The following is an 18,842-nucleotide window of genomic DNA, read 5'->3' as shown; positions in this document are numbered from 1 at the left end:
AAACGCGGACGCGTACGTCGTCGTCGCTTTTTTGTTATTCTCCGCTGGGTCGTTTAAGCCATTCACTCAATGGCACCGGTGTGCCGAAGTCAGGGGTACCGTCGGCTTTCCACGTAAATTGCTGAATGCGCGGTGAGCGAAGGTTACTACACCCCGTATTGATGGTAGGGTTGGCGTGGTACAGCAACCAGTTTTCAGTGCCGTCGGGGCTGGTAAAAAAGCTGTTGTGACCAACGCCGTAGGCACCATCGCGGGCGTAGGGGCCAAATACGGGTTGTGGTGTTTTTGTCCAGGAGGCCGGGTTGAGCAGGTCGGCGGTGGCGTTGGCCGTGAGCATACCCAGCGCGTAGGCATCGGTGCTGCAATGACTCGCCGAATACACCAGGAAGATTTTATCATTGCGCAGCAGAAACTCGGGTCCTTCGTTCACATCCGGGCTGCCTTCCTTTTCCCAGTTGAATTCTGGCGCGGAGATACGTACCCGGGGACCTTGAGCCGTCCAGGGGTTGGTGAGCTTGCAGACATACAGGTCCTGCTGCCCATCCGAAAAGTTCGGCCAGCCCGACCAGGCAAAATAAAGCTGGCCGTTGTGCTGCAATAAGGTTCCGTCAATCGCCCACTTGTCTTCGGGCAGTTCCAGTTCGCCTTTCGACACCCAGGTACCCTGCGTTGGGTCCGCCGACTCGTTTTCCAGGACCCACATGCGGTGGTTTTCGTTCCGGCCGTCGTCGGCTGCGTAGTAGATATACCAGCGGTTGTTGACGTAATGCAGCTCCGGTGCCCATATGTTTCGCGAGTTGGGCCCCGCTGCTGGCGGTGTCCAGACAACCGTCCGCGGAGCTGAACCTAATCGGCTCATCGATTGAGTCTTGTATAGCACCAGGTTATTGCCGGTGGTGTGCGTGACGTAGTAGTAGCCATCGCGGTAAATTGTCCAGGGGTCGGGGCCGGATGTCAGCAGCGGATTCCGGAATTTACCCGTTGTATCGACGGTAGGATTGGGGGAGGGCGTTGAGGTAGACGTACCCGGGGTCTTCCGGCAATGGGTAAATACCAGCAGACTGATCAGCAGGAACAGGCCACTCGCCGTTGGTAATTGAAAGCGTCGATTGGTCATCAGTGTAGGTTTATGGACAAAACGAAAACAGTGCCGATTATCACCAGGATAACCAGCACTGTTCTACTTATGTCGACTTAATAGTTCGGGTTCTGAATGAGATTTGGATTGAGGTCGCGGTCGGTTTGCGGAATAGGCAGGAGTTCGTCCTGACCCCGCTGGAAGTTCGCAAATCCCGGGTCACGGACGGCCAACTGAGGGCCCAGATCGCCCCAGCGGCCCAGGTCATTCCACCGCCAGCCTTCGCCCGACAGTTCGGTGACGCGTTCGTGCTTGAGCTGATTCAGGAACTGTTCCTGGTTTAAGCCTGGCCGTACCGTCGAGAGCGGAGCCAGCCCGGCCCGCTGCCGCACCCGGTCAACGAAAGGATAAGCCTGGGTTGTCCGGCCCGTAGCGTTCAGGGCTTCGGCGTACATCAGCAGCACATCGGCGTAGCGAATGTAGCGCCAGTTGTTCGGCGACCGGTAGCCTTCTTCGTTTTTCCAGTGATCGTTCTGAAATTTCCGGAACCACACCCGCTGGTTGTTGGCGCCGTAGCGCTCCAGGAAGGTCCGGCCGTAAATCTGCGTAAAGGCCGGGCCGCGTACGTCGGTCGAATCGAACAGAAACGAGGCCTCTACCCGCGGGTCACGAGCACCGGTGGTGGTTGGCTCGTAGAACTCACGAACGACCCAGCGCCGGCATTCCCCGTCTGACCAGCCAATGGACTGCGGACCGAAAAACTGGGCGATGGACGTACCGTAGTTGTGGTTCGGCGTTTCGGTATCATCGTCCGTATATTCTGCCGGGTTCTCAGCGAACTGCCATTCAAACACCGACTCGCGGTTGTTTTCCGTCGTGATCAGAAAATTGTCGCGGTAATTGGGTACCAGATCGTAAATCGTTCGGCCGTCGCCTTCCACGAGCCACTGAAGGGGCGTAATCGACTCGGTATACTTGCGCTGCTGAAAATAAGTGCGGGCCAGCAGGGCGTAAGCCGCCCCTTTGGTAGCCCGACCTAAGTCAGCCCCGCCATAGGTAGTGGGGAGCGCCGGAATAGCCTCGGTTAAATCCTGCTCAATCTGCGCCCAGACCTGCGGAATGGTTGCCGAACTGGGCCGGTCGCCCACCGTAGAGGGCGTCAGAATCAACGGTACGTTACCAAACAGGGTCACCAGATGGAAGTAATACATGGCCCGCAGGAACTTGGCTTCGCCGATGTAGCGCTGCTTCAGGGTCTCGTCCATCTGGATGTTGGGAACATTGGCGATCACCTGGTTAGCCCGGTTGATACCGATAAAATTGTCGTTCCAGACGCTATACGCATTGCCGTAGTTGTAATCGCTGATCAGAAACCGGTCCATGTTGTTCAGGATACCGGGGTCGGGGCTCTGGCTCCAGCCTATATCGGAGCGGATGATGTAGTAGAACGGCATCCACCGCGAGATGCCCCCCCGGTGGGTTGTGCTGTAAATCGCGTTTACCCCCACCAGGGCATCATCGGCCGTCCGCCAGAACACCTGGGTCGTTACCTGATTCGGGTTTACAATGTCTAAGTTCCGGTCGCAGCCGGCCAGCGTTATCGTCGCGGCTAGTGCCAGGTATATGAATCTATTTTTCATGGTTAGCTGAGTCTAAAGAGGGTCATCAGAAATCGCAGTTGATACCGAGTGATATGACGCGCGGAGTTGGCCAGTGCCCATTGTCGACACCCCGTTCCTGGATGTTGGCCCCCGTTACGTCCGGGTCAAGTCCTGAGTACTGCGTGATGGTGAACAGGTTCTGCCCACTGACGTACACCCGTGCCCCCCGTACCTTGAGCCGGTTGACCAGGTTTTTGGGCAGGTTATACCCAAGCTCGATGTTCCGAACGCGGACGTAGGACGCGTTTTCGAGCCAGCGGTCGCTGTAGGACAGATTGTTCGAGATGATTCCCTGATCGTTCGCTTCCAGGCCCAGTCGCGGATCGCTGGTGTCGGTGTTGTTAGGCGTCCACGGGCTGATGTCCCGGCGGAAGTTGGTGTTCTGGTAGCTGTCCAGAATCCGCCGAACGTCGTTGTACACGGTGTAGCCGAAAATGCCGATCAACTGCACATTCAGGTTGAAGTTCTTGTACGATCCGTTGAATTGCGCACCGGTTTGCAGCGACGGCCAGGGCGACGTAACGAACTGCCGGTCATTGACGTCGATGCGGCCGTCGTTGTTGGCATCCTCGTAGCGGATATCCCCCGGTTTGGCATTCGGCTGGATCAGCGAACCGTCGGATCCCCGGTAATTGTTGATCTCCTCCTGGGTCTGGAAGAGGCCGTTCGTTTTCAGCACAAACCACTGCCCCACGGGATTGCCCACCTGCGAACGCGTGTTGCCGCTGACGATGTAGTTGATGTCCTGCCCCTGGTTGCCGACGTTTTCGACCCGGTTACGAATAGTTGTAAAGTTGGCCGATACGTCCCACTTGAAGGGGTTCTCGTTGTTGCGGTACGTCGCCGAGAACTCAACCCCCCGGTTGCGGATGGATGCCGTATTAACGTAGGGGTTACCCCGCAGGTTGCCCAGATAGCCCGGTACGGTCAGGTTCAGGATGGCATCGGACGACAGAGAGTTATACACGTTGAATTCGGCCGTGATGCGGTTGTTCAGGAAACTGGCCGTCAAACCGTAGTTCTGCTGAATCCGCTCTTCCCAGCGCAGGTTGGGGTTGGCCAACTGCGCCTGGTACGCACCGACGTTCGGGCTCTGTCCGTCGCCGAAAATGGCTCGGGGATTGTTGTTGATGAAGGCCGTATACGGGAAGGAGCCCAGCGTCGGCACCACAATCCCCAGCTTACCATACGAAGCACTCAGCTTCAGGTCGGAGATCCAGTCTACGTCGAAAAACTTTTCCTCACTGATACGCCAGGCCCCCGCTATGGATGGGAAGAAGCCCGTCCGGTTATTCGGGCCGAAGCGCGAATCCTGATCGACGCGCCCGGTCAGGGTCAGCAGGTAGCGGTCGTTGTAGGTATAGTTGATCCGGCCGAGATACCCCAGAATGCGGTAATATTCGGGCGTACCGCCGGCCGACGTAGCGATGCCCGAAGCAGCCCCGATGGTGGGCAGGTACTGACCACCGGCAAACGCCAGGTTCGTGCGCCCGCCCGATGTTACGTCGCGCCGGGTGTTCTGCTGGCTGATCCCGACTACACCGTTTATGTTGTGCAGACCGAACGTCCGGTTAAAGTTCAGTGTGTGTTCGAACAGCAGGCTCGTGAACCGTGAACGGTCTTCATTGATTGAGCTGGGAACGGGGGCTGCATTGTACTGATAAACCCCCACCCGTCGGAGATTCTGCGTGTAGTCGAAGCTGGCGTCCAGACCGGCGTTGAAGCGGTACGTTAGCCAGTCGGCAAACTTGAACTCCAGGAAGGCGTTGCCGACCAGCCGGGCGAAGTTGCTCCGGTTGCTGGACAGGTTTCGGGCGGCCACGGGGTTATAAGCGTACGAAATGCTGTTGATCGAACCGATGCCGTAACCTTCCGGGTTCGTCGGACTGACGTAGCTGGGGTCCTGAACCGGAATGACGGGCAGGTTGTACGCCATGTCGTAGATCGGGTTAGTCCCTACTGGTTGATTCTGTACGTTGGAGTTCGTCAGTACGACATTCTCGCCGAAGGTGAACCGGCCAAACTCGCTACGGGTGTTGATCCGCAAACTGGCCCGATTGAAGTTGCTGCCGATGACGTAGCCCGTATTGTTGAAATAACTGCCGGACAGTAAGTACCGGCCCGTCTTGGTACCGCCCGACAGCGTCAGGTTATAATCCTGTAAACTGCCGGTCCGTAGCACCTGATCCTGCCAGTTGGTGTTGATGTTCGGGTTAAACGTTGCTTCCGCAACGCTGGCGGGTGGGGTTTGCCCCGAGTTCTGATACTGGGTACGCTGCAGGGCCGCAAACTCCGACGCATTCATGACATCCCAGCGTTTGTAGGCTTGCTGGATTCCGTATTTCCCGGAGAACGAAACCCGGGCAGGGCCTTCTTTCCCCTGCTTGGTGGTGATAATGACCACGCCGTTTGCCGCCCGGGAGCCGTAGATGGCAGCCGCTGAGGCATCTTTCAGAATCTGAATCGACTCGATGTCGTCGGAGTTGATTGTCGGGTTGGCATCGGCAATCATGCCGTCGATAACGTAGAGGGGTTCCGTATTCAGAAAGCTGGCCACCCCCCGGATCTGAATTGATGCCTGCTGACCCGGCACCCCCGTGTTACGTACGGTAACCCCCGGCGATAGCCCTTGAATCGATTCGGGCAGCGACTGAGCCGTAACGCGGTTCGCTTCGGTTGGGTTGATAACGTCATTGGCCCCCGTTACGTCGCGCTTCCGCACAGCCTGATACCCAATCACCACGACCTCTTCCAGCGTCCGGTTATCCGGCACCAACTGCACATTGATGGTGGTCTGGTTGCCGATGGCTACGTCCTGCGAAACGTAGCCCACGCTCGAAATGGTGAGCGTAGTGGCCTGGTCGCTGACGTTCAGAACGAAGTTGCCGTTAGCGTCGGTGTTGGTGCCGTTGGTCGTTCCTTTTTCGATGACGTTGGCACCGGGCAAGCCCTGTCCTGTTTCATCCGTCACCTGGCCGCTGATGCGCTTCACCTGCGGGGCAACAGCAGCCAAAGCCGATTCAGTGAGGACGCCGGCCGAGGGTATGGTCCCGGCCATGTCGTTTTTTGTGTCGCGCGACGCATTCGATGCCGGCGTTTCGGTCGGCTGAATTACGAACAGCTTATCCTTGATTTTCGTAAAGCGAAGCCCCTGTGGAGACAGCAACTGGAGCAACGCTTCCTCCAGCGAAGTCCCTTCCGCCAGTACACCGGTCTGGCGGCTGGCAATCAACTGATCATCGTACGCAAAACTGACACCGAACCGCCGTTCGAGGTCCGATAGTGCTTTCTTGAGCGATCGGGTACGCGTTGCCCGGCCTGCTGACGTGGTTTGCTGTGAAATGGACGGTTCGGCCCGGGTAAGGAACTGGGCGTCCGCTAAAGTCGGCCAGGTGCATAGGCTGAGGCCGAGAAGCAGCGGAATGGTTGTAGATTGGTTTTTCATAACGGGATTAATTACCACTGTAGTTAATAGAAACTAAGGTTTCATAAGCTGAGGTCTGTGAAGTCATGGATGTTGAGTTAAGTGTTGTCGGTACTGCTTGTTATAATTGTTAGGAAAGGGCCACCTCATGCTCTGGTTGGGGTTATTTGGCCTGTCGGAGCACAATCTGGTTACCCGATCGGTCGGTTGTCAGATTGAACGTGGCTGCGAGGGTCGCTACCAGGGTTTCGATGTCTTCGTTGGACAGATTGCCGGTAAATCGGCGGGCTGATAAATCACTGTTTTCAAATACCAGTTCCAGTCCGTACGTATCTTTCAGTTGCTGGGCGATGTCGCTCAGGGCCGTGTTATCGAACACAAACTGATGTTGTATCCAGGAGGTACGTAACCGCGGTTGTTCGCTGCGAACGGCTACCGTTTCGAGGCTGGGTCGGGCCGACGCTACCTGGCCGGGCTTCAGTTCAATTCCCTTGTTGGCTGGCTGGCCCGGTTTGGCGAGCTGAACGCGCCCCTCCACGAGCGTAACGTCGGTGTGGCCGCGTCGGCTGCTAACGTTAAACTGCGTGCCAAGCACCGTAATGTCCAGGTTTGGCGTGTGCGTAACAAATGCTACGCGAGTCTTTCCGGTGGGTTGCGAACTGTATTTTTTCGTGATGTTGAAATATCCTTCGCCGTCGATCCAGACTTCACGAGGCTTGTCTTCCTGCCAGTTGGTAGCAAATGTCAGAGTTGTATTACCATTCAGCAGGACTGTACTGCCGTCTGGCAGGGTAACGGTGCGATTTTCGCCGTAAGCCGTATGAACGCGTTCCTGGCGGGGCTGACGAACGTACCAGAACGCTCCTCCGGCCAGCAGCAACAGACCGGTCAGCGACGCGGCAATCTGCCACATGAAGCGCGGTCGTCGCCAGATCGGCAGCGGGCGTACCGTAGTCTGGAGCGATTGCTGGTCGTCGAACGCCTGTTCGAGCACCTGCCGTATGCGCAGCAGACTACTGTCGGTCAGGTCATCGTGGCTGGCCCGGAGATGAAGTACGATCGACGCGGCTTCGTCAATAGCCGTCTGCTGCTCCGGATGTCGGAGCATAAACGTGTGCCAGAACGTCATGTTCTCCTCGTCGGGCTGAAGAATCCAGCGTCGGAAAGCATCGTCCAGTACAAAGTCCCGGACCGTGAATTGGTGGTAGGGCTGTTCCATGCGGGCTGTAAACGTTGTCTACCTTCTGAAGAAAGAAGTCGCGGTTTTTATCCCTCGGAAAGTGAAAAATTTTTACAGATAAAATGATACCGGTCGGGGGACGTGAAGGCTCCATTTTTCATCACATTTTAATTTGAATCAGGCTAAAAAATAAGCTCGATTTAACGCCGTCGGCAGGGTTGTCGTCGTCATTTGTATCGTTAATTCATAGAGCGCCATGACGTTACTGAATCGTTCTTTTCTCATAGGGGTAGGGTGGGTACTTGGCCTGGCGACCACAGTACACGCCCAGAGCACTGATACACTGCGGTTAAGTTTACCGCAGGCCGAACAGCAGTTTCTGGACCGTAATTTCCAGTTACTGGCCCAGCGGTACCAGATCGACATCAGCACAGCGGCCGTTCAGCAGGCCGGGTTGAAGCCGAATCCGAACGTATTTTTTCAAACGAATTTTTTTAATCCGCAAACCGGCAAGTTTTTTCAGTATGGCCATAACTCCGCGGCTGATCTGGCGGCCAGCCAGTTCAACAAGGGGGGAATGACCGTCCAGGTTCAGCAGTTGATTCAACTGGCGGGCAAACGAAGCAAACTGGTCCAACTGGCCGAGAGCAACCGGAATCTGCAAACGCTGGCGTTCCGCGACGTACTGCGAAACCTGCATTACCAGTTGTATAGTACGTATGCCAATCTGTACTTCAACCTCCAGGCGCTGAGCATCCTGCGGGCCGAAGAAACGCGTCAGCAAGGCCTGGTCACTTCGTACCGATCGCTGGTTACTACGGGTGGAGTAGCTCCCTACGAAGTAACCAGGCTTGAGGTAGCACTTCGCGATCTGCAGGCCAGCATCGCCGACTACCGCAGCCAGATTGCCGACGAAGAGGCTACATTGCGGGTTCTGCTTCGGCCGGATCAGCCCCGTTTCATTCTGCCGACGGAACTGCCGATTGTCGCCAGGCCACTGCCGCCCATCGCGGCTGCACTCGACTCGGCCCAGAGCAACCGCCCCGACGCAGGGCTGGCCCAGGAGCAGGTCAACAATGCCCAGCGCAGCCTGACGCTCGAACGCGCCCGCCGGACGCCGGATATGACGGCCGGTTTTATCTTCGACAAGTATGGTAATGCGTTCAATAACTTCACAGGCCTCTACACGAGCATTGACCTTCCGGTTCGGAACCGAAACCAGGGGAATATCAAAATTGCTGAGATCCAGGTGGACGCGTCGAAGAAAGCGGTAGAGAACCAGCAGACGGTCATCGAAAGCGACGTGCTCAATGCGTACGATAAGCTCAATACGGCCTACGAACAGCAGGCTGGTCTATCCGCCGATTACCAGTCTCGCGTACAGACTATTTCGATTGAGGCTACCCGTAGTTACAACAATCGGGTGATCGGATTACTGGATTATCTGGACAAAATCCGGACGTATCAGCAGGCACAGCTCAACCGGATCAACCTGCAGAATAAGCTGTTTCAGAGCCAGCAGTTGTTTGACTACGTTACCAACACGCGGTTTTTCTGAGTGCAACGCCTGGAGTGACTGTATCGAAGCCGCTGATCCCACCCGGTTAGCGGCTTTGCTGGTTATGGCTGTTGCCTGACGCAGGTTGTTCAGCGTCCTATTTTCAGGATAAACGGCAAGATTTTCGGGACACTTTGGTTAGATTTCTTGTTTTATTATCGGTAGGCCATTAAGTTGGATGCCGCAAAAGGACACCCTAACAAGTAACCTAACAACGAACAATGATTTCACCCTGGATATTAATGATCGTGATCTTCGGCCTCAGTGCGTTTGTGAGCTGGCGGTTACGGAGTAAGTTTAATGAGTATTCACAAGTCGGGCTAAGCAATGGATTGAGTGGAGCCGAAATTGCGCAGAAGATGCTGAACGAAAACGGTATCTACGATGTGCGCGTCGTTTCGGTCGAAGGAATGCTCACCGACCACTATAACCCGCAGGAAAAAACGGTGAACCTGAGTGCCGACGTATATTACGGACGAAGCGTAGCGGCCGCTGCGGTGGCGGCTCACGAATGTGGTCACGCCGTACAGCATAAGGTGGCCTATGCGCCCCTGAAGTTCCGGTCGGCCATTGTGCCGTTCGTGAGCATTGCGTCGCAGTACATGCAGTGGATTATCCTGATCGGGATTTTCCTGCTTCAGACGACACCCATACCGCTGACGATCGGGGTGGGGCTGTTTGCCGTTACGACGCTGTTTAGCTTCATCACGCTACCGGTTGAGTTCGACGCCAGCAAGCGGGCTCTGGCCTGGGTACAGAACCGGGGTATCGTTAATGAGCGCGAATATGGGTACGCCAAAGATGCCCTGTGGTGGGCTGCCATGACCTACGTGGTTGCGGCTCTGGGTTCGCTGGCTACGCTGCTCTATTACCTCAGCATTCTATCAGGTGGTCGCCGTAGCGACTAACCTGAGCTGAGTGATATACCCGAACGCCCCGCTCGATGATCGAGCGGGGCGTTTTTGTTAGAAGTTAACTGGTAGTGTTGGTTGACCTTATAAACCTGATTCGACAGATGGCGTTATCGGTGTGTACGTAAGGGTAGGGAGGGTAATGCCCGACGCCGATTTGATAAATACCTTGCTCATGTTCGTTTCCGGAAAGAAGATGTCGGTCAGCACCGTCAGGCCATTATCCGCGAACAGTTCAACGGAGGCTACGTCGGCCAGCAGCGTAAGCGAAATCGGGCTGGCCGTCGACAAACGGGGGGCGGAATGTCGTTTGGCAAAACCCTTCTCAAAATCTGTCTTCCCCGACTTTGTCCGGTCGATGTAGTACGAATTAGCCGCTTTATCGTACCCAATCAGGAGTTCGTTGCCCTGCTCATTCGCGAGCACAATGGAGAAATTGCTGGTAGCCGGAGCCGACAGCGTTAGTTTGAACAAATCCGCTTTGCCGCCCGTCTTGGCCGTCAGGTCGTATTGGCCGTTAACGGCCACGTTGGTCAAGGTCTTGGTCTTTTCGCTCAGGGCGTTGAGTTCTTTCACAGGATTTGACGTCAGGTACAGCTCGTTGTTGACCTCCTGTAAACCCAGCTCGCGCGGCACCGTGTTTGCGCTGCGCCACGTAGCGGTAGGCACCACGTTCGCGTATTGCCAGTTGCTCATCCAGCCCATCAGTACGACCCGATCGCCCGTATTGGAAAACGTAACCCCGGCGTAATTGTCGGTGCCGTAATCCATCCATTTGGTCTGCGTCGAATACGGCCTGAAGGTCTTACCGTCAAAATCACCGACAAAGTACTGCGTAGCCGAACCGCCATTCGGACCACCGGGGTTGATGCTGACCAGCAGGACCCAGGCTTTCTTGCCATTATAGTTCAACGGAAACAGGTCGGGGCATTCCCATACGCCCCCGTGAGCACCCACCTCTTTACCAAATTCGCTTTCCTTTGTCCAGTTTTTCAGGTTCGTCGATGAGTAGAACGTAACGCGGTCCTTGGTCGCCAGGGTCATGATCCACTTTTTCTGCGGCTCGTACCAGCGTACCTTCGGATCGCGGAAGTCGACAATACCCGGATTCGGCAATACCGGATTCCCCGCGTATTTGGTCCAGGTTTTGCCCTCGTCGAGGCTGTAGGCAATGCTTTGATACTGATATTTGTCTGATTTCTTCGATTTTTCCAGCGGGGAGTTGTGGTGCGTAAAAATGGCGACCAGGGGAGTCTGTCCGTTTTTCCCGAACCCGCTGGTATTGTTTACGTCGACGACAGCGCTCCCCGAAAAAATCCACCCCAGACTGTCCGGATAAAGGGCAATGGGCTGCTCCTGCCAATGGAGCATGTCCTTACTGGTGGCATGACCCCAGTGCATGGGCCCCCAGGTAGTACCATCCGGATAGTACTGAAAAAACAGATGATACGTCCCTTTATGATAGACCATGCCGTTTGGGTCGTTCATCCAGTGGGCTTTCGGTGAAAAATGGTATTGCGGTCGATGTGCTTCTACTTTTTGGCCGGACTGCGTTGCCTGGCCAGTCGAGTAATAAGGCAGCGACGCCAGCAGCGACAAGGTTATGAGTGTTTTTTTCATACTGAGTATCTGGTAACAGTACCCAGTTCAAACCAGCGGGTCGTGCGGTTTAAACTGGGTCTGGTTTTAGTAACCCGGATTCTGCTTATATAAGCCTTTAGTGAAGTTGATCTCCCGTTGTGGAATTGGTAAATATTCGTCGCGGCCTGCGGTGAACTTAGCACCGGTCAGGAACGAACGCCGGGTTTTCTCGACGGTCAGGTACGCATTCAGCGTGGATTCGGCGATGCCCCAGCGGACCAGGTCGAAGAAGCGCGGGCCTTCCGTCGCAAATTCGAGCCGACGCTCCCACTGCAACGCCCGACGTGCGTACGACTGCGTCCAGCCGGTTGCGTCATAGGGCCGGATCAGGTATTTCGATGGATCGGTGCCGTCGGCTTTTTTCAGACGGCCGGTGCTTTTGGCCGCCCGCTCCCGAACCTGGTTGATCAGCGGCAAAGCCTGCGCCTGCTGACCCAGCTCGATGTAGGCTTCGGCCTGCCAGAGCAGGACGTCGGCATACCGGATGATGTCGATGTTCTTCGACGATCCGATGAACGGCCCCTGCTTCTTGTAGGACGAACTGGTGGCCAGTTGCTGCTCTTTCATGCTCTGAAAGAAACCATACACCCCCGGATCGCGTACCCAGCTGTTGCTGAACGGCAGGGCCGCGTTGTACTTATACGGGTGCCCGTCGATGCCGATGGTATGATCGACCCGTGGATCGACCGTAGCGGTTTTAAAATCAATGGTCCCGTTGTTGTACGTATCGAATTTGGGCAGCCCGTTGGCGTCCGTGCCAAACGCATTCGCCAGATTCTGCGTCGGCTGGTGAAAACCGCAGCAACCGTACTGGGGCGCTCCGTGCGGGTAGTTCAGACCCGTTTCGAAGTTAAGCCGCCCCAGTGTGGTGCCGTCGTTGATCGAGTATTGTACCGCAAACACTGATTCAACGCCATTGTCAAACTCCGGCAGGAAGTTCTCGGCGTAATCCGGCTGCAGGCTGTACTTTCCCGAACTGATGACCATGTCCGTAAGCTTTACCACTTCCTGCAAGCGGGCTTTATTGATGTTGACAACCTTGTGGTTTTCGTCCTGTTCGTAAGCCTGGAACAACCGCAGTTTAGCGAGGTAAGCGGCAGCCGAGTACTTGTTGGCCCGGGCCCGCTCGGGCTGGGCGACCGGCAGGTTGTCGACGGCAAATTGAAAATCCTCACCAATCTTGTTCCAGAGTTCATCGTTGGTGTACTGCCGGTTCGAGGTCGTCAGAATCTGGTCGTTCGTCAGTGTTTCGTCCACGTAAGGCACGTACTTGAACAGCATCTTGAGCATAAAATGCGCGTGACCCCGTAGAAAACGCAGCTCCCCCAGCCGGGCTTTCTTCAGCGGAAATGCACTTTCACTCAAGGCGTTGATTGACCGGATGGCTACGTTGGCCCGGGAGATGGCTTTGTAGTAGTTTTCCCAGGTGTAGGGGTGGAAAAAGCCGCCACCCTGCTGCGGCTGCGTCAGGTTGTGCTGCTCGTAGAAGTTGATATCCTCGAGGTCAGCTACGCCACCACCGCCCTTATGGGCGTCGTCGGCGCGGACGCTGCCGTATACCCAAAGGCTGGCGACGGGGCCAATCATCTCGCCGTTGCCCAGCGAGGCATAGGCGGCCGTAACGAGTGCGTCGGCGTTATCGGCGCTCTTGATGTTATCAGACGAAAGCGTACCCTGCGGCTGGTATTCCAGAAAATCGGTGCAGGAAGAGAAAAGACTGCCTCCCACCACGAGCAGGCTCGAAAGCAACAGTTTAGTTTTCATGATCGTGAGGTCGAAGGATTAAAAGGAGACGTTTAAACCAAATGTGAACGTGCGCGGAACGGGAACCGTGTTGACGTCAACGCGCTCGGGGTCAGGGCCGAGGAAACTTCTGCTCTTAAACCAGATCAGGTTTTCGGCCATGCCGTAGAGCCGCAGGCTGGTCAGTCTTACTTTGCCGATGATCTCCTTCGGGAATGTGTAGCCAAGCTGTACGTTGCGGATTTTGTAGTACGACGTGTTGACGTTGAAATAGTCGGACGTACGGGTTTCGTTATTGCCGTCCGAGAGGGTCAGGGCCGGAATAGACGAGGAGGTATTCTGCGGTGTCCAGGCGTCGAATACGCCCGGTCCTACGTTGTCGCGGCCCCGGATGAAGTTGTTGTAGAACGTGTACGGATCGAAGCCCGTCCGACCGGCTACGCCCGACCCGAAAATCGAAAAATCAAAATTTCGGTAGCCAAGCTGAACCTGCGTGCCGTATTCCAGCGCGGGGAGCGTAGTGCCGAAGAACTCCTGGTCCAGCGCGTCGATCTTATTGTCGCCGTTGAGGTCACGGTAACGGATGCGGCCCGGTGCTGCACCTACCTGGGCGGCATGGTTATTTACCTCTTCCTGGCTCTGGAAAATACCGTCGGTGCGGTACCCAAACAGATCAAACTGCGACCGGCCAATGATGGTTGTTACGGCGTTACCGGCAAAGGCTGAGCGTACTTCTTCAGGCAGCACCGTGATCCGGTCGCGGAAGCGGGCGAAGTTAGCCGATACGTTGTAGGTAAAGTCGCCGATGGGTTTGCCGTAGTAACCCAACGACAGCTCGAAGCCTTTGTTCGTTTTGGTCGCTCCATTGACGAATTTGAGCTGGCCCTCGCCGACAGCCGCAGCGACGGGCGGTTTGATGAGGATGTCGCGGGTCTGGCGCGTAAAGTAGTCGAACGATCCGGCCAGGCTTCCATTCAGGAACGAGAAGTCAAGTCCTACGTTTAGTTCGTCAGTCGTTTCCCACTTTAAGGCCGTGTTTTCGCCCTGGGTTTGCACGAAACCGGACGGCAACGTACCGGAATTGACGCCGTTCAGGTCGTAGGCCGTTCCGACGTTCCAGAACTGGTCGAAGAAGCTGTTGTGGCCGTTCGGTACCTGGGACGCCAGCGTGCCGTAGCGCGGCTCGAACAGGCCAAAGCGAGCCAGGTCCCCGATGTCCTGGTTCCCGATGCGACCCGCACCCGCCCGCAGCTTCAGACTGCTGATGATTTTTACGTTCTGCATGAACGCTTCTTTGTCAATCCGCCAGCCCACGGACGCGGCTGGAAAGAAACCATAGCGGTTCTGGGCACCGAAGCGAGAGGAACCATCCCGACGTAGCGTCAGGGCAGCCAGGTACCGATCCGAGAAGTTGTAGTCGACGCGGGCAAACTGCGAAAGCAACCGGCTGCCGGTCGACGTACCGGTGCTGCTGGCGTTGCCCGACGCGGCACTGAGGACAAAGAAATCTTCGGTCTGCACCGCAAAATTCTCGCGGTACGAAATCACGTCGTCCAGGTTGTCCCGGATGGCTTCAATACCGCCCAGTACGTTGAACCGGTGGTCGCCAACGCCAAAGCTATAGCGTAGGGTGTTCGTCCAGGTCAGGCTCAGAAACCGGTTAGTATTCAGAGTCAGGCTGTTGAGCGAGCGGGCGATGAAGCCGTTTTTGAACGACTGTTCGATGTTTTTGTTGGCAAACCGGGCGTTGTCCATACCCAGCGACGACCGGAAGATCAGCCCCCGAATTGGCTCAATCTCGGTGTATACATTGCCGAACACGAACGTCCGGTTGATCTTGTCCCAGCGGTTAATGTACTGCATGAACACCGGGTTGTTCCGGTCGGAGTAGCCCGAGCCAATCGGACCGGCGAAGTCGCCCGTTTTCGTATAAACCGGAATCGTCGGCGCGAGCGTAACGGCCAGGCCGGGCGTTGGCGCTCCACCTAAATCGGTCGTTACCGGTGTTTCCCGCGAGGTAGTCATCTGAAGATTAACGCCCAGCTTAAAGCGTCCGTCAAATTTGCTGGTAAGGCCGTTCAGACGCCCCGTCAGGCGATCGTAGCCGGTGTACTTTACCAATCCCGTATTGTTGAAATAACTGAGGTTGACCAGGATGGATGAGTTCTGCGTGCCCCCTGAAATAGTGAGGTCATTGTTCGTGACGTAAGCGGTTTTGTAAAGCTCCTTCTGCCAGTCGGTATCGCCGACCGGTACGTTCTGATCACCCCCGACAAACGGATTTACCGCTACGCTGGTCAGTTGCGGATTCCGGAAATCCCTGTTCCAGTTGAACGTGTAGATTTCGCCGTAGGCCGACGCCGGATCAACGCCATCGTTGACGGATGCCTGCCAGAGCGCCCGGCCCCGGTCGACGGCGTTCAGCATCCGGAAGCGCTCGGGCTTTTCGGATTGGGCCGTAATACTGGAGTTGAACTGGACGTTCAGTTTGCCGTCAGCGTTCGCCCCATTTTTCGTTGTGACAATGATGACGCCGTTTGACGCCCGGGAACCATAAATTGAGGCCGAAGAGGCATCTTTCAGCACTTGTACGGATTGGATAGCCGACGGGTTGAGGCTTTGAAATACCTGCGGACGTTTGGTGGGTACGCCGTCGATGATAAACAGCGGGTCGTTGTTGCCCAATGTGTTAGCGCCCCGGATCAGAATGCGGCTGGCTTCACCGGAAGGAGTTCCGGTCTTTTCAATGTACAGACCGGGGGTACGTCCCTGTAGGGCCTGGAGTGGATTACCCGAACTGGTGTTCTTGGTGACGGCCGGTTCAATGATGGCCACGGCACCCGTCAGATCCTGCCGCCGGGACGTAGTATAACCCAGAACGACGACCTCGGCCAGTTGCCCCCCTTCGGATAAGGCAACGGTTATGTTGTCGCGGCCCTGCACCGGAACTTCCTGGGTAGTGTAGCCGATGAATGATACCGTGATGCTGGTGGCGCTGGCTGGCAGGGAGATGGCGAATTTTCCGTTGGGGTCAGCTACCGTACCGGTGGTTGTACCGGGAATGATGATGCTGGCACCAATCAATGGCTCCTGGGTTCTGGCGTCGACAACGCTACCCGTAATGGTACGCTGGGCCAAGGCCAGTTGCACCGTCATGAGCAGGATGATGACTGTAAATAGATACGTTTTCATGGAAGGAAATGGTTTACGTTAGTGCATTGCGAAAAGGATCAGGGGGTGGCCAACTGCGTTGCGCCGATGATCGTTTGCTCAGAGAAAGCGGGCGTGGCACCCCGCTGCGTGGCTACGTACGCGCCGGTGGCGCAGGCAAATTCCAGGGTTTTCTGTGCCGATTCACCTTGTAAGGTTTTGTAGAGAAAGGCGGCCAGAAAGGCATCACCGCTGCCGATGGTGTCGGCCACCGTTACCGGGAAACCGGCCTGCTGTACGAAGCCGTCCTGATGAAGGAGAACGGCCCCCTTTTCACCCCGGGTAACGCAGAGTGACTGTAGCGAGTACCGGTCCATGAGGTGCTGCATGGCGGCCGCTTCGCCCGTCTGCGTACCGTACCAGGCCGCGATTTCGGCCAGCTCATGATGGTTCATCTTGACGATGTTGGCCTTAGCCAGCAGGTACTCGATAACCTCGCGGCTGTAGTGTGGAGGCCGAATGTTGACGTCAAATACCTTCAGAGGGGCTGTTTCCAGCAGTTGGTAGAGCGTATCGCGCGACGGCTGGCTGCGGGCGGCCAGACTGCCGTAAATGAATACGTCGGCCTGCTTTAGTAGTTGAGCCAGCGACTCATCGTATTGAATGTAGTCCCAGGCGACGGGCTGGACGATCTTGTACGTTACCTCGTTGCAGTCGCTTACGTTGGCTTTCACTACGCCGGTCAGGTGCGTATGGCCGCGCTGGATCGTATCGGTTGGAATCCCTTTCCCGGCAATGAATTCCAGAAGTTCTTTGCCCAGATCGTCGTCGCCAACCCGGCTGATCATGCGTGAGTCCAGACCAAAATTGCGGAGGTGCACCGCTACGTTCATAGGGGCTCCGCCCGGTTGTTTGCCACTGGGCAGTACGTCCCAGAGGGTTTCGCCAAAACAGACAAGGGTTGGTGTCATATCGGATTACAGTTAGCTGTTTTCGGTGTAGGGTACTTGGTTTCCGGTTGCTTCGTCCAGCACATATCGCGTCAATCGAAGCACGGATACCGGAAACCGTCTTAATGCACGACGAAGGTTTTTTCGACCTGTTCCAGGCTGGTGCCTTTCGTTTCGGGCATCAGCCGGAGGACAAACACGAGCTGGAGCACCATCATGAAGCAGAAGAAGGAGAAGGTGTAGGCACCGCCGAGCTGCTCCGCGAAGTAGGGGAACGTAAACGTAATGATGGCGGCCATCAGCCAGTGGGTGAAGCTGCCCAGGGCCTGCCCGTCGGCTCGCACTTCGTTGGGGAAGATTTCGGAAATAAATACCCAGATGACTCCACCCTGCGAGAAGGCAAAGAAGGCGATGTAGACGAAGAGGAGAATCGGCACCGACATGCCGCCGAAATCCTGCACGTAGAAGGCCCGTGCTACAAGGCCGAGCGTGACAATCAGTCCCACCGAACCGATGAGCATCAGCGTCCGGCGGCCAAAGCGGTCGATCAGGTTTACGGCCAGTAGCGTGAACAGGAGATTCACTACGCCAATCCCGGCTGAAGACAACAAGGCGGAGCTTTTGCCAAGGCCTGTCATTTCAAAGATCCGGGGAGCGTAGTAAATGATGGCGTTGATGCCCGATACCTGGTTGAAGACGGCGAACAGCACGGCCAGCATGATCGGGGTTTTGTAACGGGATGAGAACAGCCGGGCGGGTTTGTGGGCGAGCGTTTGCTGCTCGGCGCTGAAGCGGAGCGCATCCAGCGTTTGCTGGTAATTTTCACTATCGATCATCCGAAGTACCTCGCGGGCTTCGTCCACTTTGCCGCGTTTCAGCAATAGCCAGCGCGGACTTTCCGGAATGTTCAGCACCGCGATCAGGAACAGCAGGGAGGGAACGGCCTGCACGCCCAGCATCCAACGCCACGCATTATCGCCGAGGTCCTGGAGCACGTAGTTGGACAGGTAGGCGATCAGGATACCCAGTACGACGTTAAACTGGAACAGGGCCACGAGCCGCCCGCGTGATCTGGCCGGCGAAATCTCGGTAATGTACATCGGGGCCGCTACCGACGACGCGCCTACGCCCAGCCCACCCATGAACCGGAACAGCAGAAACAGGCTCCAGTCCGTAGCCAGCGCAGAACCCAGCGAGGACACCAGATACAGGACCGCAATCCAGAAAAGCGTTTTCCGGCGACCCAGACGATCGGCCGGGATGCCACCGAGCATGGCACCCAGTACGGTGCCGATCAGGGCCATCGAGACCGTCAGGCCGTGTTCCCACACGCTCAGGTTCCAGAGGGGTTGCAGCGCCTGCTCGACGCCGGAGATTACGGCCGTGTCGAACCCGAAGAGGAAGCCACCCAGAGCGGCCGTTACCGACCAGAAAAAAATGCGTTGTTGTTGACTCATGACAGACAGTGAAATGTCGATTGATGAGTCAAAGCTAAGCTAAGCGTTCCCGGTGGGCTTACGAATACTGTTCAGATACTTATGAATTT

Annotated in this window: 11 protein-coding genes; 2 read left to right on the top strand and 9 right to left on the bottom strand. The window is 56.2% G+C overall.

Annotation, left to right across the window (positions count from 1 at the left end):
- Window positions 1–34 precede the first annotated feature (34 nt).
- From BN8_RS19505 to BN8_RS19490, 4 genes are all read right to left on the bottom strand, one after another.
- Window positions 35–1,117 (bottom strand): glycoside hydrolase family 43 protein, encoded by a 1,083-nt coding sequence (locus BN8_RS19505; protein WP_009283653.1) that lies wholly within the window; start codon window positions 1,115–1,117, stop codon window positions 35–37.
- Between the two features lie 77 nt (window positions 1,118–1,194).
- Entirely contained in the window at window positions 1,195–2,718 is a 1,524-nt protein-coding gene (locus tag BN8_RS19500; protein ID WP_009283652.1) for a RagB/SusD family nutrient uptake outer membrane protein, read from the bottom strand.
- A gap of 25 nt (window positions 2,719–2,743) precedes the next feature.
- A complete protein-coding gene (locus BN8_RS19495) occupies window positions 2,744–6,184 on the bottom strand; it encodes a SusC/RagA family TonB-linked outer membrane protein (protein ID WP_009283651.1) in 3,441 nt (1,146 codons plus the stop codon).
- Window positions 6,185–6,326: 142 nt separating this feature from the next.
- A complete protein-coding gene (locus BN8_RS19490) occupies window positions 6,327–7,382 on the bottom strand; it encodes a FecR family protein (RefSeq protein ID WP_009283650.1) in 1,056 nt (351 codons plus the stop codon).
- A 217-nt stretch (window positions 7,383–7,599) separates the two neighbouring features.
- On the opposite strand from BN8_RS19490, the gene BN8_RS19485 reads away from it, so the two are divergent.
- Window positions 7,600–8,901 (top strand): TolC family protein, encoded by a 1,302-nt coding sequence (locus tag BN8_RS19485; protein ID WP_009283649.1) that lies wholly within the window; start codon window positions 7,600–7,602, stop codon window positions 8,899–8,901.
- 242 nt (window positions 8,902–9,143) lie between these two features.
- Window positions 9,144–9,809 (top strand): zinc metallopeptidase, encoded by a 666-nt coding sequence (locus tag BN8_RS19480; RefSeq protein WP_040006356.1) that lies wholly within the window; start codon window positions 9,144–9,146, stop codon window positions 9,807–9,809.
- A gap of 87 nt (window positions 9,810–9,896) precedes the next feature.
- Here the strand turns inward: BN8_RS19480 and BN8_RS19475 are convergent, their stop codons facing one another.
- The 5 genes from BN8_RS19475 to BN8_RS19455 form a co-directional block, all read right to left on the bottom strand.
- Window positions 9,897–11,432, bottom strand: a complete 1,536-nt coding sequence (locus BN8_RS19475; RefSeq protein ID WP_009283647.1) for a glycoside hydrolase family 32 protein — start codon at window positions 11,430–11,432, stop codon at window positions 9,897–9,899.
- Window positions 11,433–11,498: 66 nt separating this feature from the next.
- On the bottom strand, window positions 11,499–13,217 hold the full coding sequence (locus tag BN8_RS19470) for a RagB/SusD family nutrient uptake outer membrane protein (RefSeq protein WP_009283646.1): 1,719 nt from the start codon (window positions 13,215–13,217) through the stop codon (window positions 11,499–11,501).
- An 18-nt stretch (window positions 13,218–13,235) separates the two neighbouring features.
- Window positions 13,236–16,388, bottom strand: a complete 3,153-nt coding sequence (locus BN8_RS19465; RefSeq protein WP_009283645.1) for a SusC/RagA family TonB-linked outer membrane protein — start codon at window positions 16,386–16,388, stop codon at window positions 13,236–13,238.
- 38 nt (window positions 16,389–16,426) lie between these two features.
- Complete coding sequence (locus BN8_RS19460) at window positions 16,427–17,317, bottom strand: carbohydrate kinase family protein (protein WP_009283644.1); 891 nt, start codon at window positions 17,315–17,317, stop codon at window positions 16,427–16,429.
- 101 nt (window positions 17,318–17,418) lie between these two features.
- Window positions 17,419–18,753, bottom strand: coding sequence for a sugar porter family MFS transporter (locus BN8_RS19455; protein WP_009283643.1), 1,335 nt, complete (start codon window positions 18,751–18,753; stop codon window positions 17,419–17,421).
- Between the last annotated feature and the right edge of the window lie 89 nt (window positions 18,754–18,842).

The sequence above is a fragment of the Fibrisoma limi BUZ 3 genome, from assembly GCF_000296815.2.
GTDB lineage: Bacteria > Bacteroidota > Bacteroidia > Cytophagales > Spirosomataceae > Fibrisoma > Fibrisoma limi.
The sequence above is the reverse complement of the archived record's forward strand: the minus strand, read 5'-3'. Positions and strand labels throughout refer to the sequence as shown.

Coding starts and splice junctions, on each gene's coding strand:
- BN8_RS19505 (WP_009283653.1), bottom strand. CDS start 1,117: ATGACCAATCGACGCTTTCAATTACCAACGGCGAGTGGCCTGTTCCTG.
- BN8_RS19500 (WP_009283652.1), bottom strand. CDS start 2,718: ATGAAAAATAGATTCATATACCTGGCACTAGCCGCGACGATAACGCTG.
- BN8_RS19495 (WP_009283651.1), bottom strand. CDS start 6,184: ATGAAAAACCAATCTACAACCATTCCGCTGCTTCTCGGCCTCAGCCTA.
- BN8_RS19490 (WP_009283650.1), bottom strand. CDS start 7,382: ATGGAACAGCCCTACCACCAATTCACGGTCCGGGACTTTGTACTGGAC.
- BN8_RS19485 (WP_009283649.1), top strand. CDS start 7,600: ATGACGTTACTGAATCGTTCTTTTCTCATAGGGGTAGGGTGGGTACTT.
- BN8_RS19480 (WP_040006356.1), top strand. CDS start 9,144: ATGATCGTGATCTTCGGCCTCAGTGCGTTTGTGAGCTGGCGGTTACGG.
- BN8_RS19475 (WP_009283647.1), bottom strand. CDS start 11,432: ATGAAAAAAACACTCATAACCTTGTCGCTGCTGGCGTCGCTGCCTTAT.
- BN8_RS19470 (WP_009283646.1), bottom strand. CDS start 13,217: ATGAAAACTAAACTGTTGCTTTCGAGCCTGCTCGTGGTGGGAGGCAGT.
- BN8_RS19465 (WP_009283645.1), bottom strand. CDS start 16,388: ATGAAAACGTATCTATTTACAGTCATCATCCTGCTCATGACGGTGCAA.
- BN8_RS19460 (WP_009283644.1), bottom strand. CDS start 17,317: ATGACACCAACCCTTGTCTGTTTTGGCGAAACCCTCTGGGACGTACTG.
- BN8_RS19455 (WP_009283643.1), bottom strand. CDS start 18,753: ATGAGTCAACAACAACGCATTTTTTTCTGGTCGGTAACGGCCGCTCTG.